Genomic DNA, 20,819 nt, shown 5'->3' on the forward strand with positions numbered 1-20,819 from the left:
CTTTATTTTTGCTCCATGCATTCAAAATTGATTAAATGTAGTGGAAAAACCGCAAAACGGCGGGCTTTTAATCAAAAATGACGGGAGTAATCAATAGTCACGATTTACGTTTCGGAGGAAGCCGGGGTAAGATGAGCACATCCTCGCCGATGGTCCGGTGCCGCTAAACAGTCCGAGGAAGTCAATCGCCAGGAGGTGAGAATGTGAAAGTTGAAAGCGCTTCAAATCAAAGAAAAATTTCTATAACGGGCGTGAAAAAAGCAGAAGCGGCGAAGCGCGGTACGGCGTATTTTTTGCGGCGGGACTGGCAGCTTTATCTGTTGTTGATGCTGCCTTTATCTTTTGTGCTGGCATTCAAATACGCTCCGATGACCGGGCTCGTGCTCGCTTTTAAGGATTACAAAATCGCAAGGGGGTTCTGGGGCAGCGATTGGGTCGGCTTTGAAGTGTTTCAGGAAATTTTCGCCAGACACGATTTCATCCGGGCGGTACGCAACACGCTTCTGCTGAACGGCCTTGACCTGGTATTCAGCTTCACGATGCCGATCGTGGTTGCGCTGCTGCTTAATGAGATCAAAAGCGTCAAATTCAAGCGCGCCAATCAGACACTGCTTTATTTGCCGCACTTTCTGTCGTGGATCATAATTGGCGCGATTGCCTACCAGCTGCTCAGCTTAGGCAACGGCGCGGTCAATAATCTCATTGAAATGATGGGCGGAAATCGGGTGCCGTTCCTGCAGAAGGATGCCCATTGGCTGGTCAGCTACCTTGCCATTGGCGTTTGGCAGAGCATGGGATGGGGGACGATCATCTACCTTGCATCGATCAGCAGCATTAATCCGGAGCTGTACGAAGCTGCAATTGTCGACGGTGCGGGGCGCTGGAGGAAGGTGTGGAATGTCACGCTGCCTTCGATTCGGGTGACGATCGTGACGCTCCTGATCATGAACCTCGGCAAAATCATGGAGGGCTCGTTCGAGCGGGTATTCGCATTGCAGAACAAGGCTACCACGGAGTATACGACGACCATTCCGGTTCTTGTCTACCGGTGGGGGATCGAAAGCGGGAACTTCAGCAGCGCGACCGCGCTCGGACTGTTCCAGGCCGTTATCGGGCTTGTGCTGGTGATCATGGCCGATCGGATTGCCAAGAGACTTGGAGAAGACGGATTGATTTAGAAAGGAGGTGTACCATGAAAGCATCCACCGGCAATCTTGCCGTTAGGCGTAGACAGCGCTTTGATGGTTGGGATGTGCTGATCCACCTCACTGTACTTGTCGCTTCGCTGGCTTGCTTGCTGCCGTTCATTCACGTGGTTTCGAAATCGCTTAGCGAGGACGCTTATGTAATCGCTAACAAAGTATTTCTTTGGCCGGTAGGTTTCAATTTGGAGGCCTATCACAAGATTCTAGCCGATGACAGCATTTTGCGATCCTTGTATGTATCGGTCATCGTGACGGTCCTGTTTACGATTTTGGGCATGGTGATCACGATATGCGCCGCCTATCCCTTATCCCGCAAGCAGTTAAAGGGCAGAACGACGCTGACGATCATCTTTATGTTCACAATGTACTTCGGCGGCGGCATTATTCCCGAATACATGCTCGTGAACAATCTAGGCTTGCTCGATACCATATGGTCGCTTATTTTGCCGTCGGCATTCAGCGCGTTTAATCTGCTGATTATGAAAACTGCGCTTTCCAGCAGCATTCCGGTGAGCCTGGAGGAATCGGCCCGAATTGACGGGGCGGGACACTTCCGCATTTTGTGGAACATCGTCATTCCGCTCTCCAAGCCGATCATCGCAACCTTATCGCTATTCTACGCGGTAGGACGCTGGAATACGTACCAGGACGCGCTGTTCTATATCAAGCAGCAGGTAGATCTGCGGCCGCTGCAGCTTAAGCTGTATTACCTGGTTATTCAGGCGAGCGAAAGCTTTCAGCTCGAGGCTACGCAGGTTCAGCTGAGCAATCCCGAGGTACTCAAAGCATCATGCGTCGTATTCGCGACGCTTCCGATCCTCTGCGTATATCCGTTCATCCAGAAGTATTTTGTCCAGGGTGTTATGCTGGGGGCCGTCAAGGAATAACAAGGAAAACGAAAATACTTATTTGGGGGAAAAAAGCGATGGGCAAAAAGAGAATCTTATCCGCTTTAACGGCTTTATTCATCGTCGGCGGCATTCTGTCCGGCTGCACGAGCAATAACGGCAACGGAAATAATGAACAAAGCTCCGCGCAGCCGACTTCGTCCGGCAACAGTACCGGAGCCGAAAGCCAGAAGGACGGGTATCCGGACTACTCGGGCGGCTTCCATGAAAACGTTACCCTCGAGATCCCGGTTTACGAGCGTGCCTTTGAAGGGTGGAACGTCACCGACAACTTCTATACCCGCTGGATTCAGAAGGAATTTGGCGACAAGCACAACGTCACCGTCAAATTTGTGCCGATTACGCGCAGCAGCGAAGTAACGGACTTTGAGCAGTTGCTGGCTTCGGGTAAAGCGCCGGACATCATCTTCCATTACGATATGCCGCAAGCGCTGAACTACTACGGCGAAGACGTCATGCAGGAGCTGGACTGGGAGGAAATCGCCAACTATGCGCCAACTTACTGGGGCAAAATGGGCGATACGATGAAGCAGTACGGTACGGTAGACGGCAAAAACACATTTTTCTTCGCGGCGCGTCCGAATGCAGACAACTACGTGTCGCTGATCCGCAAGGACTGGGTTGAGAAGGTCGGCATGAAGATGGAGGATCTGACCTCCCTTGAGAAGTATAACGAAATGCTCGCCAAATGGAAGGAAGCCGGACTCGGTACTGCGGGATCTTCCTTGCTCAAAAACAACTACAACTTTAACTATGCGTTCCGCGAATGGCCGGTAGATCCGAAATACCGCGCGCTTTATTCCGATCTCGGGGTAGCGGATTTGACAAGCGCCGATAGCGAACGTTTCTTGCGCAATTTGAACTACCAGTACAATAACGGCTTGATCGACAAGGAATTTTATCTTCGCGACGACGACAACAAGGTGAAAGCCGAGTTCGTTGCGGGCAAAACCGGCACTTACGGGCTGTATCTCACCAACAATACGGATCTGTTCTCCGCGACGCTGAAAAACAACCCGGAAGCGGAATTTGCCGTGATGCCGATCGGGGCCGGGGTTCCGGAAGGAAATAAACCGCAAGGGCGCGCTTACTGGCCGTTCGGATTTATTATGGGCATCAATTACGAGTCTTCCGACATGGAGCGTGCAGCCGTCTGGATGTATCTCGAATGGATGAGCCAGCCGGAAAACCTGTTCTTCCTGCAAAATGGCGTCGAAGGCCAGAACTATACGCTTGACGCCGAAGGCATCGCTCTGAAAAATCCGGATTTCAAAGGCGAATCCGTTCTCGCTCAGAACAACAACAAGGACTACTGGGCGCTTGTGACCGAAATCGCGGAATATGGCGATCCGGCCCTTACTCTCAAGGCTAATCTGCGCAACTGGAGTCCTCCAGGCTACGAGTATTTGGCCGAGGAGCTTGTGGCCAACTACGAGAAGACGGCGGAATTCCGTACGCCGGACGCCCTGTTCAGCATCGTTCTCGAGAAGGTGAACGAGTACAAAGCCGACTTGAACTCGCTGTTCCAGGAGCTGTACGTGAAGATCGTTCTCGCTCCGGAAGCGGAGTTCGATGCGACTTACGAGGCGGCGAAGAAGACGTACCTGGAAGCGGGCTATCAAGAAATTCTTGACGAGAAGCAAGCAGCGATCGACGCGGGCCAATTCCGTTAATCGCAGAAATCTTAGAAAACGCAGCCGTTTCCGGCTGCGTTTTTTTTGTGCCGAAAAAGATCCGAAAGCCGGGGCTAAAATACAATCCATTTTACCGCGGGGTGAATAAGATGAGGGACAATAGACATATGCTTGAAAGGTATTGGAGAAACGTGGAGATGCAGCAAGGAGTGATACGAATGGATAGCCGATTATTGAAATTAGAGGTTCGGTCTTCGGAGCGGCGGGATGCCGGTAACGATTCCTGTAGCATTGGTACGAAGATTTGCCTATATGCGTTCAAGGAGCTATCTGTTCCACCGCACATTCCCTTCACATGACTGCATGAGGGAAAGGCGGGCAGATAGCTCTTTGCTTTTGCCGCCAAAGGACGGCGACAGCCGTTTACGCTTGGAAACCTATCTGTGCAGTCAAATGATAAAAGGAAGGATGAAGCCGATTTTGGCAGGTGAACCTTATGAAAAGACGATCAATCCCCCTGATTCATGAGAATGTGTTTCGAAATGTTTCCGAACAGAATATGGCGCTTGAAGAGGTGTTCGCTCGGATACAAAGCTTCATGAGCAAGGATCCCCGCGCGGCGTTTCAGCTGGTCATCGGCACGGACGCTCAGGTACACGCCGGCCATACGAAATTCATTACGTCGATCGTGATTATCCGGCCCGGCCGCGGCGCCTGGTTCTGTTACCGCCAGGTCATCATTCCCCGCAAAATCGAATCGGTGCATGAGAAGCTCAGCATGGAGACGTCACTGAGCCAGGAGATCGCGATGTATTTTGATCATACGAAACGAGCGGTGCTGGAGGATATCGTCATGCCGTATGTTTATCAAGGCGCAGAGTTAAACATGTATATCGACATCGATGCGGGCACCGATATAAAACGAAACGTCACGGCGGCATTTGTGGCGGATATGGTCGGGCGGATCGAAGCGATGGGAATGGAGGCAAGAGTTAAACCTGAAGCTATCGTAGCCTCCTCCGTCTCCAACCGGTACACGAAGAAACCGTTCCGCGGTTATGAAGCCGGGAAGAAGCAAACCGATGAGTCCCATGCCGACAATATCAAGGGCTATGCCCAAATATAAGTATGCGTATGAATGACTTATTTCATCGCAGATCTAAGTGTTTGTTTTAATGGTCAGCTTCGCGCTCGACGGCCGTTGAAACAGGATCTTCACCAGCTGCTCCTGCATGTAAGCCGGAGAGTGTGCGTAACCGCTCTCTATCCAGTGAAAGATCAACAATATCGGTGACCGTAACGGCGGAGAATGATATCTGGGCCATAAGCCGGAGCAGCGCCTCCCTTAGCGCCGTTTTGCTGCGTATAATTCTGGGGTCCGTTTTTGGAGCGGACAGTTGCATATTCGTTCTCTTCCTTTCTTTTTCATGTACATATCGTACAAATCGATCCTGTTTGTCGAAGCCGGTGACAGAATGAGACAATATTAATGAGTGCGGATGAACCATTTTAGGAGAAAAGTAGGATGCAGAGTTCATATAGAGTAAAGTAAAATCAAAAAGCGGAACCCTTTCAGAAAACATTGAGGAAGGCGTATCCTCTTTTTTTGGCCTATTAAGTAACCGGTTTCATGAAACCCTTTACAACAAAAAATTCCCGCTTGGATGGTTCGAGAGGAGGTGTCCGTCAGCTTATCGCATTTTGACCAAAACTATCCCTCTAGAAGGAGGCAACACCCATTGAAACGTGCCTTGATGAAAAAATACACAGCCGCGGTTCTCGCAAGCATGCTTTCGATTTCTCTATACGGCAGTACGGCTTTCGCAGCTTCGGAGGCGACGGAAAGCAAGACCTATGACGCCGTCATTACGATCGACGCATCTGAGAAATTCCAGAAAATTGATAACTTCGGCGCATCCGACGCCTGGTCGATGGAGCAGCTTGGCAAGTATTGGACGCAGGAAAATAAAGCGAAAGTCGCGGACCTTTTATTTTCCAGAGATAAAGGAATCGGCTTGTCCGCCTGGCGCTTCAATATCGGAGCGGGCTCCACGGAAACGGATCAAGACATTATTACGAACCCTTGGCGGCGCGCGGAAGCGTTCAAACAGACGGAAGACGGGGCCTACGATTGGAGCAAGCAGGCGGGACAGCAGTGGTTTCTGCAGGCAGCCAAGGACAGAGGCGTCGACACGCTGATCGGCTTCGTGAACAGCCCGCCGGTATGGATGACGAAGAACGGTCATGCCCAGCCGGATTCTACCGTCGGCTCCACGAACCTGAAAGAAGGCTACGAGGACGAATTTGCAGCCTATTTGACGGATGTGCTGGCGCATTTCGAGAATGAAGGCCTTGGGTTCGATTATATCAGCCCGATCAACGAACCGACCTGGGATTGGAACAAAGCCGGACAAGAAGGCAACCGCTATAATAACGACGATATTAAACGGGTTGTATTGGAGCTTTACCGGCAGCTGCAGGAAAAAGGACTTTCGTCGAAAATCAGCGCACCGGACGGAGTGGAGATCACCGCGCTTCTGGATGACGAAGTTTTTAAGACGTTCTCTAACCAGGACCGGTACAACGGCGGCGCGAACAGCCTGGGGGTTGGCAAGTACCGCGAATATATTAAGGATTTGCTCGGAGACCCGGAGCTCAAGGAAGCGATCGGCAATAAAATAGCTTCCCATTCCTACTGGTCCGATTACAGCAATCCGGGCGACGACCGTCTCGGTCTGCTGCGGGATTTGCTGAGCGCCAATCTGAAAAAGTACGGCGAAGACGTCATCTATTGGATGAGCGAGTACTGCATTCTAGGTGCCTACGGGCCGGGCCGCGATCTCGGCATCGATCCCGCGCTTGTCGTCGCCAGAACGATTCACTTCGATCTGGCACGGGCCAACGCTTCGGCATGGCAATGGTGGACGGCGGTTTCCAAGGAGGATTATAAGGACGGCCTGATCTATACGGACTTTAATCAACCGGGGGACGATCAAAACATTCTGCCATCCAAAATGCTGTGGGCGCTCGGAAATTACAGCAAATTCATCCGTCCGGGTGCCGATCGCATCGCCTTAACGGGGCTGGATGAGCAAGCGCGAAGCGGACTGCTCGGATCGGCTTACAAGCACGATGGAGAAAAGACCGTCACAGCCGTCCTGGTCAACGACAGCACGGAGGACAAGCTCATTCAGGTTCAGCTGGACGGAATCGGCAAACAGGAAAGCGTCAGTGTCATGAAGCCGTATATCACTTCCGCCGATAAGGATCTCGCAAGAGGCCAGGATACAGCGGTCCAAGCGGACGGAACGTTCGAAACGGTCGTTCCCGCACGCTCCGTCGTGACGCTGAACGGCGATTTGGTGAAGTCGAACAAAAAGCCGGAGGCTCCGGAAGTAAAGGCTGTCACCCCGCTTAATAAAGCGCTGAAAATCGAATTTGACGCTCCGAAGGGAGCGGCGGAGTATGAAGTAAGCTACAAGACAGGCAGTAAAACCGAGGAGCGCGTCTTCGCGAATATGCCGGAAGATTCGTTTGTGCTTGACGGTCTGGAAAACGGCAAAAGCTACGCGATCACCATTCGGGCCGGCAACCTGAACGGGTTCGGGCCGCCGTCGAAACGCGTAAATGCGGCGCCGCAGCTGCTGGCGCCATCCGATGCAGCGGCAGTCGGCACAGATGGCGGCTTTACGGTAAACTTCACGGCCGAGGCCGGCGTTCCCGCCTATCGCGTTCGCTACGGTGTCCAGCCCGGACAGTATACCGGCGAGCAGACGGCTGCCGGCGGCGTGATTCAAGTGGACGGGCTCGTGAACGGGACGACCTACTACGGAGTCGTCGAAGCGGTGGACGGCAGCGAAATCAGCTCCCCTTCGCAGCCGTTCGAGGTCATGGCCGATGTTCCGGCTCCAGGTAAAATTATGGTCATACCGGGAGATCAAAGGGCGCACCTTGAATTTTTTGCGGTGGAAGGGGCAGCCGGATATACCGTTACAGCGGTTTCCGGTGCTTTGAGCCACGCTGCAATTCAAGTCGACACTAATGAGGCCGATCTGACGGGATTAACGAATGGCACACCGCTTGTCGTCCGCGTTGCCACGGTAGGCAAAGGCGGAGCCGGGACCGCTTATACGGAAGTTATGGTTACGCCGAACGGCGAGGAAGTTCTTTTGGAGGATGATTTCAGCAAAAATGACATGACCCGCTATCAGCAAAATGTAGGCAAATGGCTGATCGAAGACGGACTTCTGAAGCATGCCTCCGGCGGGGATGCGCAAGGGGAGCTGAGCGTCGATCAGGCTCGGATCGTCGACGGCACCCTTACGGCAGCGGCCAAGCACGCGACGGCGGGAGCCGACTGGGGCATCGCTTTCCGCGGCAGCAGCCATTCGAACGGATATTGGTTCGGATTTGAGAACGGTGCGCTGGTCATCCGCAGAGACGGCCAAAATCTGGCTTCCCCTGTTCCATTCTCGGCGAAGCTGGGCGAGCTGTACAAGCTGGAGGTCCGGCTGAACGGGAAGCGCATTCAGGCATTTATCGACGACAAAAAGATTTTCGACCTGACGGACACGGTTTATACGAGCGGCCGCATCGGTCTGCACAGCTGGGCGGACGCGGAATTCTCTTATTTGAAGGTGTCGCGTGATGCGAGTCAATTAAGCAGCAAGCCGGAAATTTATCAGGTAAAGGAAGGCGATCGTTCGGTAGCGCTGCAGTATAGCGAAGTAGACGGAGCGGACTCCTACTTGATCCGATACTCGGCTGCGGGCGGAGACGAATCCGATGCGGTGGAAATGGCAGCGGGCGCCAGAACGACGATGGTGACAGGACTTGATAACGATGTCACTTATTCCTTCAAAGTCATTGCGGTCAGAAGCGGCGGAAGAGCGGAGTCGTCTCCAGTCGAGGCGACACCGCGCGGAAGCTTGGGGCAGGTCCTCTATTACGTGGATGCCGGAGACGGAACGCCTCAGCAGACCGAGAACGGGGAGGAGCTCGGAGCGTACCAGTCTCTCGAGGAGCAGCCGTATGGCAGCGATCCCGTTACGGGAATGATGTGGGGTTATGAAGCTGACGGCAATCAGACATGGGCGCATACAAGTCCTACGGATGCCTACGAAACGATCCGGCAGTATGACGGGAACGAGAATGGCAAAGGCATCGGTTATCGTTTTCAGGTGCCTGATGGTACCTATAAGGTAACGGTCGGATTTTTCGATCCGTGGAAGGCAAGCGACCGGGTGATGAACGTGACGGTCAACGGTGAAACGAAGCTGTCCGGATACGTCATCGGCTCCAGCCGGGAAGCAAAGGTGTTCGATAACATCAGCGTGAGCGGCGGCGAGCTGGCAGTAAAAGCGGTCAAAGCCGGCGGCTCCAAGCCGATGATCAGCTGGATCAAAATCGAGAAAGCGGCGTCAGCCGAGTAATACCAGATGCAATGAAGAACAGACGATCCGAGCGGTCGTCTGTTTTTTTTGCCCTTGAAAAACGATGTGCGATTGCTTTATAATTTAGATAAGTAAATTACTTATCTATTTAACCGCTGAAAGGGAGCAAGCGATATGCGCACAGATGTACAGGAATTGATCGAGGTGTTCCACCGGCTTCACCGCAAGGAGTACGAAGAGAAGGCTTATTCCGATCACAAGATGAACGAGGCCCGGACGCTGCTGATTTTGAAGAGCGCTCAACCGGAGGGAATGATGGTCCGCGATTTGAGCAACTTGCTCAGAGTCTCTTCGCCGTTCGTGACGCAGCTGCTCAACAGCATGGAGGAAAGCGGGCTTATTTTTCGTAACAAAAACGACCAGGACCGCAGAAGCGTTCATATTACGCTGACGGAGAAAGGCATGAAGGATGCGGAAAATATTGAGCGCCATATCCACAAATTTTATGAGGGACTGGCTGACCGGTTAGGCGAGGAAGACAGCCGTCAGCTGGCGAAGCTGATGAACCTTGCCATGGATTATTTCGAAGAGAAAATGTTCAAATAAGGAGAGCTGAGAGTTGAAAACTTTACTCAAGCAATTAGGACCGTACCGGGGATCGATTGTGCTCATTGTCACGCTTATGCTGGCCGGAATCATGCTGGAGCTCTATCTGCCGACGTTGATGGCGGACCTTGTCGATACCGGCATCGCCGGAGAGGATATGCCCTACATTCTCCGCACCGGCGGTTGGATGCTGGTATGCGCGCTGCTCGCCGCCGGGCTGACGATCGTCGTTTCCTACCTGACCTCGCGGGTGTCGGCAGGCTTTGGCCGGGATGTCCGCCGGAAGCTGTTCGTCAAGGCGGAGGGGTTGTCGCTGCAGGAGTTTGACCGGTTCGGCACTTCTTCACTGATTACTCGCACGACGAACGATATCCGGCAGGTGCAGGATGTCGTGAATATGATGCTAGGCATGATGACGAGGGCGCCGATGATGCTGCTGGGAGGCATAATTCTCGCCGTGTCGCGGGACGCCAAGCTGTCGCTCATTTTTCTGGCCTCGCTGCCTGTTCTGGCTCTCGCTATTTTTCTAATCGTACGTGTTGCGATTCCTTTATTCGGCTCGCTTCAGGCCAAGACCGACCGGCTCAATTTGCTGCTTCGCGAAGCGCTGATCGGCACGCGTGTGATCCGGGCGTTTAACCGGGGCGAATTCGAGAAGCGGCGCTTTCATGAGGCGAACGAGGATTACCGGGATACCGGCATCAAGGTGAACAAAATTATGGCGGTATTATTCCCGATTATGATGCTGGTTATGAATTTCACGAACGTCTCGATCGTATGGTTCGGCGCCGTGCGTCTGGATCAAGGGGAAATGCAGGTCGGCAATCTGATGGCTTTCCTGCAATATGCGGGTATGATACTTTTTTCCCTGATTATGCTGTCCATGGCGATGGTTATGATTCCGCGGGCTCAGGCTTCGGCGCGAAGAATTAACGAGGTGCTGCAGGTGAGCTCGTCGATTCAAGATTCTCCAAGCGGCGGCAATCAGGACCAAACGGCTTCCGAAGCGGCTCCCATCCTGGAATTCAAGGATGTTGCATTCCGTTATACCGGAGCTGAAAAAGCGGCCGTGGAGCGGGTGTCCTTCCGGGTGAACAAGGGAGAGACGACGGCTATTATCGGAAGTACCGGAGCCGGAAAAACGACGCTGCTGCAGCTGGTCCCCCGTTTCTACGATGCCGAGACCGGCTCGGTGCTGGTGAACGGAAGGGATGTCCGGCAGTGGCCGCAGAAGGAGCTAAGAGACCTCATCGGCTATGTGCCGCAGAAGGCGATGCTGTTCCGCGGTACGATTGCGCAAAATATCAGATTCGGAAACGGTCCTGTGGATGACCAGGTGCTGGAGGATGCGCTTCGCATCTCCCAGGCGAAGGATTTCGTTAACGCGATGGAGCGCGGCGCAGAGTCGGAAATCAGCCAGGCGGGAAGCAATTTGTCGGGCGGCCAGAAGCAGAGGCTGTCCATTGCGCGGGCGCTTGCACGCAAGCCGGCCCTCTATCTGTTCGACGACAGCTTCTCGGCGCTGGATTACAAGACCGATGCAAGGCTGCGTGAAGCATTGAAGGAAGCGTCCCGCCATGCAGCCGTTGTTATGGTAGCCCAGCGTGTCAGCTCGGTTGTCCATGCGGATCAGATCATCGTGCTGGACGAAGGGCGCGTTGTCGGAAAAGGCACGCACGACGAGCTGCTGGCGACAAACAAGGTGTACCAGGAAATTGCTGCTTCCCAGCAGACTGAGGAGGAAAGCGCATGATCAACCAGAAGAAGGGCCCGGCGATGAGGGAAAAGCCGAAGGAGTTCAAAAAAACGCTGCTTCGCCTGCTTGGCTATTTGAAGCCGCAGCGAATGAAGCTGATCGCGGTTGCCGTTATGGCGCTGCTGGGCACCTTGTTCAGCATCATTAGCCCCAAGCTGCTCGGAGATGCGACATCGTCGCTGTTCGACAGCTTCATGAACGGAACGAGGGTGGAGTTCGATCAATTGGGCAAATTGCTTTTATGGCTGGTTGGACTTTATTTGTTATCTGCGATGTTCTCCTACTTGCAGCAGTATACGATGGCCGGCATAGCCCAGCGTACGATTGCGGGCATGCGGCGCGAAGTGAATGAGAAGCTGAGCCGTCTACCGCTCCGCTACTTTGACCGCCATCCGCACGGCGAGCTGCTCAGCAGGGCGGTCAACGATATTGACAACATCAACAATTCGCTTCAGCAGGGCTTGATGCAGCTGATCACCTCAACGGTCACCATTCTCGGCACGATTATAATGATGCTGGTCATCAGCCCGCTGCTTACCTTGGTCGTTTGCGTGAGCCTTCCGTTAAGCGGGCTCGTGATCCGCTTCATCATGACCAGGAGCCAGAAGTATTTCATCAATCAGCAGGCGGAGCTGGGCCGGGTTAACGGACATATCGAAGAGATGTACAGCGGCCATCAGGTAGTCAAAGCATACGGTTACGAGCAGAAGTCGATCGATGACTTTGACGGGATGAATGACCGGCTGTATCAGGCCGGCTGGAAAGCGCAGTTCATTTCCGGCTTGATGATGCCGATGATGACGTTTATCGGCAATATCAGCTATGTGCTCGTTACGATTGCCGGAAGCGTGCTCGCCCTGAACGGGAGCATCCGGATCGGCGATATCCAGGCTTTCATTCAATATACTCAGCAGCTGAATCATCCGATGATTCAGGCCGCGAGTATTGCGAACATGATCCAGACGGCGCTGGCATCGGCTGAGCGGGTGTTTCTTCTGCTCGATGAAGAAGAAGAGGCGGAGGAACGGCCGAATTCCGCGGACCTGGCAGCCTTAAAGGGCGATGTCGTGTTTCGCGATGTAAGCTTCGGTTATGAGGATGGCAAACCGATCATTAAAGGCTTGAACCTGAATGTGAAGGAAGGGCAAACGATCGCGATCGTCGGGCCTACCGGAGCGGGCAAAACGACGATGATCAACCTGCTCATGCGCTTTTACGAGATTAACGGAGGCCGGCTGGAGCTGGGCGGGACCGACTATCGGGAGCTGACCCGCGAACAGGTTCGCAGCCGCTATGCGATGGTTTTACAGGATACATGGCTGTTCAGCGGCACGATCCGGGACAATATCGCCTACGGCAAGGAAGGCGCTTCGGATGAAGAAATCGTTCACGCTGCACGCCTTGCGTACGCCGACGATTTCATACGGACGCTCCCGGACGGGTACGATACCGTGCTTGGCGAGGATGCATCGAACATTTCCCAAGGCCAGCGGCAGCTGCTGACGATCGCCCGCGCCATCTTGTCCGATCCGCTGATCCTTATTCTGGATGAGGCGACGAGCAGCGTAGATACGCGTACGGAAATGAATATTCAGAATGCGATGAAGGAAATGACGCGCGGCAGAACGAGCTTTGTGATCGCCCATCGTCTCTCCACCATCAAGAATGCCGATCTTATTCTGGTCATGAATCAGGGAGAGATTATCGAGCAGGGCACCCATGCGGAGCTTCTGGAGCGGAAGGGCTTCTATGCGGAGCTGCACGGCAGCCAGTTCGCACAGAAAGAGATGCAGGCGATTTGAGCCTGAGCCGAACATAAAATCCAATAGCAGAACAGTGAACCGCCTTCACCTTAATGAATAGGATGAAGGCGTTCTTTGTTTTACTGCCAAGCGGTAGCCGCATATTCATGTAACAAAGCCTTGGGAAATGAGTGATGGAGGATGAAAATTCATGTCGCTGCAGCCGGAGACAGTCTTTGGAAAATAGCGCAGGCATACGGGGTTGAATGGTCCGCTCTGATCTTGATGAACCGGCATATTTCCGATCCGGACTCGAATATCGCCGGTATGAACGTGCATATCCCGGATAAGACGGCAAGCCTCCGAAACCAAACGGCTATCCCTTCCTGCCCTCCCGAAATACCTGCCCGGTTAATCGATCAATGGATCCCGCTTACGCCTCTAACGGAAATGGCGGACAAGGAATACGATGTCCTAATCGTCGGAACGGGGGGAGGAGGAGGGGCTGCGCTCTGGAGGCTGTGCGAGCAGCTCGGCAATACCCCGATGCGAATCGGCGTTATCGAACGGGGGGATTTGCTTCTGCCGACGCATGCCCTGAACGTCCCGACGTTTTGGGATTGGTCCAAAATGCTGGAGTATTTCTTAAATCCGAAAATATCGACGCCAATCGGCAAATTATTGCCGGAATATTCCGGCGCCAGGCTCGTTTACGCCCTCGGAGGAAGAACGCTGTTCTGGGGAGCGACTACGCCTCGTTTCCCGTCCTTTGAATTAGCGGGTTGGCCGATCTCTTATAAGGAGCTTGAGACGTATTACAACATCGCCGAGCAAGTGATGGCCGTTAATAAATTCGGACCGCCGGCCCCGAGCAGTCAAATCGTTCTGGGCCGGCTCTGGGAAGGCGGTTACCCGGAAGCGAGCGTTCTTCCCCAGGCGATTGGCCGCGGGCAGTTCAGCTCCATCGTATTTTTGGGAGAGGCATTGCGCCACCGGCCATACGATCTGGCCGTCAAAGCGAGAGCCGTTCAAGTCACGACCGAGAATGGAAAAGCTGCCGGCGTAAAGGTGATGTCGCCGGATAAAACAACCTATTTTCTCAAGGCCAGGCATGTGGTCGTTTCCGGAGGCGCACTCGAGACTCCGCGACTGCTTTTGAATTCCGGCATTCCGGGCAGAGCGATCGGGCATTATCTGATCAATCATTCTTTTATGAAGTCGCCCGGAAAGGTGACGGACGCTTTGCCGGAAGAGGGCGGCTCGATCCTTATTCCGCAATCCGGGAACCGGCCTTATCAGGTACAAATGTATCTGTTCGGAGGAACGGATTATCTTTGCGATATGTTCGGCAGAGTCGAGCCCCGATTTGAGAATCGTGTTACTTTAGACTACTCAAGGAGGGATGAATACGGAGTTCCGGGCATTCAGGTCGATTTCTCCTACAGCAGCAAAGACCAATCGGTCATTGGCCGATTGGCCGATGAGGCTAAACAAATAGCCTCTACGATTGGAGGAGCGTTGGCGCCCACCGCGAGCATGCCGGCGATTTGTATCCAACCGCCCGGAGCGGACTACCATGAAGCGGGGACATGCCGCATGGGCAGCGACCCGGCCAATTCGGCAACGGACCGGTACGGTCAAATTCACGGCATAACCGGTCTTTATGCAGCGGACAATAGTGTCTTGCCCACTTTAGGCGCAGTAAATCCCACCTTGACGACCGCCGCGTTGGCTATGCGCACGGCCGATCATATCGTCCGGCAGCTTAGGGACGCTGATGCCGGTTAATCCAACAGGTCAATTCTCTCCCCCATGAAAGTAAGAACGGACTACTTCCCGTACTGCGGGAGGATCGGTATGTTATAAGTAATGCTTGACGGGAAACGGTGCGTTTCTGTACTCCAGCGGCGTTAAGCTGAATCTGGCTTTAAATTTTTTGTAAAAAAACGTCTGGTTCTCGTATCCGGCTTCCTTGATGACGGCTTCAATGCTCAGATCCGTATTTTTGAGCAGCAGACAGGCCTTTTTCATTTTCATATCCTGCATGTGGGAAAGAAAGGTTTTACCCGTTTGCGTCTTTAATAACGTGCTCAGGTAGTTAGGATGCAGATTGAAATGCGCGGCGGCGGCTGTCAAGGAAGCATCCGTCGCGTGGTCTTCCATGAAGGCGAGAATGTCCGATATATTAACGCCTTTGTTTCTCTGAAGTCCCGAATGAGAGTCCGCAGAGCGGTACGCACGAAGGATTTCCGAGAAAATAAGAATAATATAGCAGTCGATTATCTCATCCGAGCACAACGATTTATCGTAATATTCGCACAGCAGTTCGGTTACCCATTGATGGACTTTTGAATTTTTCCCATGCCTCGACAGAATGTAATTGTGTTCAACCTTGCTTTGGTAAACCGAATTGATGAGGAAGCTGGACAGAAGATCGTTGCCCGACAGCCTGCCTAGCAGCGACTCGTTAAAATATCTCTTTCTCATCAGAATATTGATGATAATATCGTTTTCTCCCACCGGAAGAATAGAATGGGTCACATTGGTATCCAGCAGGCAAATATCGCCTTCATGCATAACGACATCTTGAGCATGGATCCTCTGCGTACACTGCCCGGAAAAAACATAAATCATCTCGATATATTGATGGCGGTGCTCCCGTGTTTTGCCTATACGGGGGTGCTTGATGATCTTGATATGTTCTTCGTTTCTAAATATAGCTTCTGTAATGATCGACGGATGGTTGTCCGTATTGGATGCCAGGTCCGGATTGAGCAGCAGCTCTTTTTCTTTATCCGTATATTCCCGCAATAACGATCTTAATTGGCTCGAATCCATTGCATCACCCGCTAACCTGAGAACGTTTGTTATGAAGTCTATCATATCATAAACCTCAAAACGATAAGCTGAGATTCGGTCAGTCTTTTCTTTAAAAAGGATATTATAGTCCTGGGTTAGACTTGCTTAAATATAGATAATCGTTGTTTGGGGGGGATGCAAGATAAGCAAGAGAAAAGAATGGCGTTTGCCGCTTATGGCGTTGCTGCTGCTGGCTGCGGCCATGACCGCGTGCTCCGGCAGCTCTCACGATGAATACAGGGTCATTTTCTCCGATCCTAACAGCTCCCCGTCAGAAGAGGACCAGCCTCAAATGAAGGAGTACACGATCGCTGTCGTACCGAAGGTGATTGAAATCTCTTATTTTAACGTGGCGGAGGACGGGGCGATGGAGGCGGCAGAGGATTTAGGCGTTGAGGTGATCTACGAGGGACCTCTAATCGCCGATGTGAACAAGCAGATCGAAATCATCGGGCAGCTCATCAAACAGAACGTGGATGCGATTGCGGTATCCGCCAACGATCCCGAGAAGCTGCTTCCGATTCTTAAGGAGGCCAGAGCACAAGGAATAAAGGTCATTACTTGGGATGCGGATACAGTGCCGGAGGCCAGAGAGTTTTTCGTAAATATGGTCGATCCGGAAACGCTGGGCCGCCACTTGATGGACACGCTGGCATCGCACACGGACGAACGCGGAGAATTCGCCATTATGACGGGAGCCTTGTCCGCTTCCAATCTGAATGAATGGTCGAAATGGATTCAGATTCAGCAGAGCGAATTTTACCCTAAAATGAGGCTCGTAGAGATTGCGGCGAATGACGACGATCCCCGGAAGGCGTATGCGCTCGCCCAAAAGCTCCTGAACGATCATCCCGATCTCGCAGGGATTATCGGAATCTCATCCGTCGGGCCCCCGGCAGCCGCCCAGGCCGTAAGAGAGGCGGACAGGGCCGGAGCGGTGAAGGTCGTCGGTTTATCTACGCCGGATCTCATGCGGGATTACTTGAATGACGGCTCCGCACAAATGGCAACGCTATGGAGTCCGAAGAAGCTTGGTTATTTAACGGTTGTACTGGCTAAAAATCTGCTCGAAGGCAAGCGTCCCGAGGACGGCCAGAACATTGACAGCGTAGGGAATATCCGGGTGTACGGGGACTCCGTCATTATGGGGGAGCCTTTAAATTTTACGGCGGAGAATGTGGATCAATATGATTTTTAAATGGCGGGAGCGGTTATGCTTTTGGAAATACCGGTTTAGCGCGAAGCTTATCCTGGTTTATTTTGTGCTTACGGTCATTCCCATGTCCTTGTTAGGTGTCTTGTCTTATTGGCAGTATACGAAGTCGATCGAGGAGCAGATCGGGGAATATATGCCGAGGTTCCTGTCTCAGGCCAATTCCAGCATCAACATGCATATGCGCGAGTTTACGGAATTCCCTTCGCTCATGTTCAATTCGGATTCTATGATGGCTATTCTCAGGCGGGATGCTTACCAGAATCAGTCTGCGTTGAATAAGGACCAGTATGCGGTAAACAGTTACTTGGCCAGAACCTATCTGAATACCGGCAACCCGGACGTTCTTGGCGTATTCATTCTTTCCAAAAACCGGTTGTTCTCCAGCACAAGGGTCAAGTATTCCGGCCTTTATGCCGAAGACAGCACGCTGCCGTACGGCCAAAATCTGGATTTGCGGGGCGAAGTCAGGATCATTCTTCCGAGTGAGATTAATCTTTCCTTCGAGACGAAGGAACCGTTCCTGCTGATCATGCAGCAAATTAACGATGCGGACAACCGGAGAAGCCTGGCGACGATGCTGGTTGCCGTAAAGCTGAATTTTATCGACGGCATCCTGCGTGAGTTTGAAAGCAATAACAAGGCGGATTTGTGGCTCATGAACGGCGAAGGGGAAATCATTTATCACACGAATCAGGAGCTTATTGGAAAACGGGACAACAGCATAACCAAATATCCCGTTTGGAACGGCAGCTTCCGGAAAGGCAAGGGAGCGGGGACCATCATCTACAGCTTAAGCCAGGATGACGCCTATAATTGGATTCTCGTCCATAGTATTCCCCTAAGATATTTAACGGAGAGAACGGACTTCGTCAGGAATGTCACGATTGTCGTCTTTGTTTGCTTTGTGCTGATCACCTCGGTGATCTCGATCGTCTTTGCGCTCAGGGTGACCCGGCCGATCAAGACGCTGTCCAAGCTGATGAAGGATGTAGAGATGGGGAAGCTCCAGGTGGACTTAAGGCTTCGGAGCGAGGATGAAATCGGCATGCTGGCACGCAGCTTTAATTCCATGGTCGCCACCATCCGCGAGCTGATCGAAAATAATTTCGATATTAAAATCCGCCAGAAGGAAGCGGAGCTGTACGCGCTCCAATCGCAGATCAATCCGCATTTTTTGTACAATACGCTGGAAACGATTAATATGGCGGTCGAAGAAGGACGGTCGAATATGGTCGTGAATATGGTGACGCTGCTCGGGAAAATGCTCAGGTTTTCGGTCGGCAATAAATCCAAATTCGTCTCCATAACCGATGAAGTGCGCCATGCCGGCAATTATTTGACGATTCAGCAATTCCGCTTCAAGGACCGGTTAACGTTTGAGATTGTTATCAAAACGGATATCGAACGGCTGTATACGCCTAAATTTATTTTGCAGCCGATTGTTGAAAACGCTGTCAAGTACGGCTTGGAAAGCCGCAAAGCACTGGATATCCGGATCGGCGTCACCAGGGAGTTCGGCGCCCGCTCGGGGCGCGAGGATATCGTCTTCCGGATCAGGGATAACGGTCCCGGCATCGACCACGACCGCTTGAAGCAGATGGAGGACTCGTTTCATTCGGAATCGGTCATTCACAAGGACTCCGGCTTCGGCCTCAGCAACGTGAACGCCCGCATCGCGATCATGCTTGGGGAAGAATATGGGATTCAGTTGCACAGTATCGATGGGATAGGGACGGAGGTTACGATCCGCATCCCGGCCATCGGGCCCGGCGAAATGAAATGAACGTCTGAAGGAGGCTTGGACAGATGCAAAAAATCAGAACGTTAATCGTCGATGACGAGGAAATGCTCCGGAATGGAATTGCCCGGCTTCTGACCGGTTGCGGGGAAGAATGGGAGGTTGTCGCCACGCTTTCCGACGGCAAGGAGGCATTGGATTATTTAAGCGGCTCTGAGGAAGGAATCGATCTCCTGATTACCGACGTCAAAATGCCGGAGATGGACGGATTAACTTTAATTACGGAAGGAAAGAAGCTGCATTCCTTTCGGGCTCTCGTCATCAGCGGATATGATGAATTCCGGTACGTACAGACGGCGCTTCGCGAAGGGGCGATCGACTATTTGCTCAAGCCGATTGACCGGGAGGAATTCCGCAAACGGTTAGCTGAAATTCGGACTTCGATTATGGCGGAACGGTTAAAGGACAAAAGATGGAGCGAAATGGAGCATACTTCGGAAAAATTGAAAGCAACAAGGCAAATCCAGTTGTTAAGCTACGTAACTTCAGCGGGACTCGATATTTCGCGCCTTGGTTATTGGGTGGAGGAATTTCCGAAGGGGCTGTACATCATGCTGCATGTCAGCCTCGACACTCCGTCCGCGGCAGCGGGGAGCTACACCTCTAAGGATTGGGCAGCTTACGGCTATGTGCTGGAAAATATGATCTCGGAAGTGGCGGATACCTATTCCGGGCAGTTGAATGGGTGCAGCTGGTGCTGGAGGGGAGGCGATTCCAACTATTGGGTGCTGCTGTATTTGGGTAAGCCGAACACGGAAGAGAACGAGCCGCCGAATACGGTTATAAAAGAGCTGTCCCGCCGGATTCGCTCCTCGGTTTCGGCTTATACTCCTTTTACCGTTTCGGTTGCTTGCGGAAGCCCTATTGAAGATTTATATTTGCTGCCCGATGCCAAAGAGCAGGCCGAAATTCTGCTGCACTACCGGCTGCTCCATGGCGGCGACCGCCTGTACGGCGCGGATGAGCTTCGTATGGGAGTGTGGCCGGCGGGGGACATGCTGGAGGAGCCTTTTGTCCAGCTCTCGGTCCGTCTGAGACAGGCGGTGGAACAGGTAAACGACGCCGAGGCGGCTGAGCTTTCGAGGACGTTTTTTGAGCTGCTGGGAAAGGAATCCTCTCCGCAGGCGATCAGGCAAATCGTTAAAAATGTCTATATTCTCATTCATTCTGCGGGCATCGAGCGCGAAGGCATTCCTGTGACCGCCGCTTTGGAGAAGGGACTTCAGCGATTGAATCAAGCGTCCCGTTTGCCGGAGCTGAAGGAAGAGATTGACGTTCGGGTGAAAGAGCTGATCCATCTGTTAAGGGAAGCCAGGAAAAGCGGCAGCATGGAGGTTATTGAACTGGCGAAAGCATGGATTTCGGCGCATTTGCACGATGAGCTGACTATAAAAGCGATTGCCGATTACGTTCATATGAATCCGTCTTACTTTTGCAGACATTTTAAAGCGCAAACCGGTCAGACTCTTCTGGATTACATTACGGGGCTGCGGATGACGAAGGCAAAGGAGCTGCTAAGCAATCCCAATTTAAAGCTGTACGATATCAGTACGCAGATCGGGTACCAGGATGTGAAATATTTTAGCCGCTTATTTAAACAAACGGTTGGCGAGACGCCTTCCAAATACCGGGAGCAGCTGCAGTAGAAGAGAAGGTTCTTGCCCTTATTGGGCGGGAACCTTTTTTTCAACCGTTAGGATGA

14 protein-coding genes are annotated in these 20,819 nt (G+C 52.5%); 12 read left to right on the plus strand and 2 right to left on the minus strand.

Translation table 11 applies throughout. The features are described from left to right. The first annotated feature begins 203 nt into the window (after window positions 1–203). The 4 genes from KP806_RS22605 to KP806_RS22620 all read left to right on the plus strand — a co-directional run bounded on the left by KP806_RS22605 (window position 204) and on the right by KP806_RS22620 (window position 4,873). Entirely contained in the window at window positions 204–1,178 is a 975-nt protein-coding gene (locus KP806_RS22605) for an ABC transporter permease (protein WP_224726017.1), read from the plus strand. 14 nt (window positions 1,179–1,192) lie between these two features. Then, entirely contained in the window at window positions 1,193–2,092 is a 900-nt protein-coding gene (locus tag KP806_RS22610; protein WP_224726018.1) for a carbohydrate ABC transporter permease, read from the plus strand. A 38-nt stretch (window positions 2,093–2,130) separates the two neighbouring features. After that, window positions 2,131–3,786, plus strand: a complete 1,656-nt coding sequence (locus KP806_RS22615; protein WP_224726019.1) for an extracellular solute-binding protein — start codon at window positions 2,131–2,133, stop codon at window positions 3,784–3,786. A 457-nt stretch (window positions 3,787–4,243) separates the two neighbouring features. Continuing rightward, window positions 4,244–4,873, plus strand: coding sequence for a ribonuclease H-like YkuK family protein (locus KP806_RS22620; protein WP_224726020.1), 630 nt, complete (start codon window positions 4,244–4,246; stop codon window positions 4,871–4,873). 46 nt (window positions 4,874–4,919) lie between these two features. Here KP806_RS22620 and KP806_RS22625 read toward each other — a convergent pair whose 3' ends face one another. After that, on the minus strand, window positions 4,920–5,330 hold the full coding sequence (locus KP806_RS22625) for a hypothetical protein (protein ID WP_224726021.1): 411 nt from the start codon (window positions 5,328–5,330) through the stop codon (window positions 4,920–4,922). Window positions 5,331–5,486: 156 nt separating this feature from the next. On the opposite strand from KP806_RS22625, the gene KP806_RS22630 reads away from it, so the two are divergent. The 5 genes from KP806_RS22630 to KP806_RS22650 all read left to right on the plus strand — a co-directional run bounded on the left by KP806_RS22630 (window position 5,487) and on the right by KP806_RS22650 (window position 15,032). Then, window positions 5,487–9,179, plus strand: coding sequence for a glycoside hydrolase (locus tag KP806_RS22630; RefSeq protein WP_224726022.1), 3,693 nt, complete (start codon window positions 5,487–5,489; stop codon window positions 9,177–9,179). Window positions 9,180–9,314: 135 nt separating this feature from the next. After that, window positions 9,315–9,746 (plus strand): MarR family winged helix-turn-helix transcriptional regulator, encoded by a 432-nt coding sequence (locus KP806_RS22635; RefSeq protein WP_224726023.1) that lies wholly within the window; start codon window positions 9,315–9,317, stop codon window positions 9,744–9,746. Window positions 9,747–9,759: 13 nt separating this feature from the next. After that, window positions 9,760–11,499: an ABC transporter ATP-binding protein gene (locus KP806_RS22640; RefSeq protein ID WP_224726024.1), complete on the plus strand. Its 1,740-nt coding sequence runs from the start codon at window positions 9,760–9,762 to the stop codon at window positions 11,497–11,499. After that, the gene (locus KP806_RS22645) at window positions 11,496–13,304 is read left to right on the plus strand and encodes an ABC transporter ATP-binding protein (RefSeq protein ID WP_224726025.1); all 1,809 of its coding nucleotides are present in this window, start codon (window positions 11,496–11,498) and stop codon (window positions 13,302–13,304) included. Before KP806_RS22640 ends, KP806_RS22645 begins: the two co-directional genes overlap by 4 nt. A gap of 141 nt (window positions 13,305–13,445) precedes the next feature. Beyond that, window positions 13,446–15,032: a GMC oxidoreductase gene (locus KP806_RS22650; RefSeq protein ID WP_224726026.1), complete on the plus strand. Its 1,587-nt coding sequence runs from the start codon at window positions 13,446–13,448 to the stop codon at window positions 15,030–15,032. A gap of 72 nt (window positions 15,033–15,104) precedes the next feature. Here KP806_RS22650 and KP806_RS22655 read toward each other — a convergent pair whose 3' ends face one another. Further along, window positions 15,105–16,082, minus strand: coding sequence for an AraC family transcriptional regulator (locus KP806_RS22655; RefSeq protein ID WP_224726027.1), 978 nt, complete (start codon window positions 16,080–16,082; stop codon window positions 15,105–15,107). A 196-nt stretch (window positions 16,083–16,278) separates the two neighbouring features. Between KP806_RS22655 and KP806_RS22660 the strand changes: the two genes are divergently transcribed. The 3 genes from KP806_RS22660 to KP806_RS22670 are packed head-to-tail and all read left to right on the plus strand — an operon-like array spanning window position 16,279 to window position 20,763. Further along, window positions 16,279–17,301 carry an autoinducer 2 ABC transporter substrate-binding protein gene (locus tag KP806_RS22660; protein ID WP_224726028.1) on the plus strand — a complete coding sequence of 341 codons (1,023 nt, stop codon included), beginning with the start codon at window positions 16,279–16,281 and terminating at the stop codon, window positions 17,299–17,301. Beyond that, the gene (locus tag KP806_RS22665; protein ID WP_224726029.1) at window positions 17,291–19,102 is read left to right on the plus strand and encodes a sensor histidine kinase; all 1,812 of its coding nucleotides are present in this window, start codon (window positions 17,291–17,293) and stop codon (window positions 19,100–19,102) included. The genes KP806_RS22660 and KP806_RS22665 overlap by 11 nt, the downstream gene beginning before the upstream one ends. Window positions 19,103–19,125: 23 nt before the next feature. Next, window positions 19,126–20,763 (plus strand): response regulator transcription factor, encoded by a 1,638-nt coding sequence (locus tag KP806_RS22670; RefSeq protein WP_224726030.1) that lies wholly within the window; start codon window positions 19,126–19,128, stop codon window positions 20,761–20,763. Window positions 20,764–20,819 lie beyond the last annotated feature (56 nt).

This window comes from Paenibacillus vietnamensis, from assembly GCF_020169515.1.
Lineage (GTDB): Bacteria > Bacillota > Bacilli > Paenibacillales > Paenibacillaceae > Pristimantibacillus > Pristimantibacillus vietnamensis.

Excerpts from the sequence above, each read along its gene's own strand:
- KP806_RS22610 (WP_224726018.1), top strand. The coding sequence starts at position 1,193 with ATGAAAGCATCCACCGGCAATCTTGCCGTTAGGCGTAGACAGCGCTTT.
- KP806_RS22615 (WP_224726019.1), top strand. The coding sequence starts at position 2,131 with ATGGGCAAAAAGAGAATCTTATCCGCTTTAACGGCTTTATTCATCGTC.
- KP806_RS22620 (WP_224726020.1), top strand. The coding sequence starts at position 4,244 with ATGAAAAGACGATCAATCCCCCTGATTCATGAGAATGTGTTTCGAAAT.
- KP806_RS22625 (WP_224726021.1), bottom strand. The coding sequence starts at position 5,330 with ATGTTTTCTGAAAGGGTTCCGCTTTTTGATTTTACTTTACTCTATATG.
- KP806_RS22635 (WP_224726023.1), top strand. The coding sequence starts at position 9,315 with ATGCGCACAGATGTACAGGAATTGATCGAGGTGTTCCACCGGCTTCAC.
- KP806_RS22645 (WP_224726025.1), top strand. The coding sequence starts at position 11,496 with ATGATCAACCAGAAGAAGGGCCCGGCGATGAGGGAAAAGCCGAAGGAG.
- KP806_RS22650 (WP_224726026.1), top strand. The coding sequence starts at position 13,446 with ATGAAAATTCATGTCGCTGCAGCCGGAGACAGTCTTTGGAAAATAGCG.
- KP806_RS22655 (WP_224726027.1), bottom strand. The coding sequence starts at position 16,082 with ATGGATTCGAGCCAATTAAGATCGTTATTGCGGGAATATACGGATAAA.
- KP806_RS22660 (WP_224726028.1), top strand. The coding sequence starts at position 16,279 with ATGGCGTTGCTGCTGCTGGCTGCGGCCATGACCGCGTGCTCCGGCAGC.
- KP806_RS22665 (WP_224726029.1), top strand. The coding sequence starts at position 17,291 with ATGATTTTTAAATGGCGGGAGCGGTTATGCTTTTGGAAATACCGGTTT.
- KP806_RS22670 (WP_224726030.1), top strand. The coding sequence starts at position 19,126 with ATGCAAAAAATCAGAACGTTAATCGTCGATGACGAGGAAATGCTCCGG.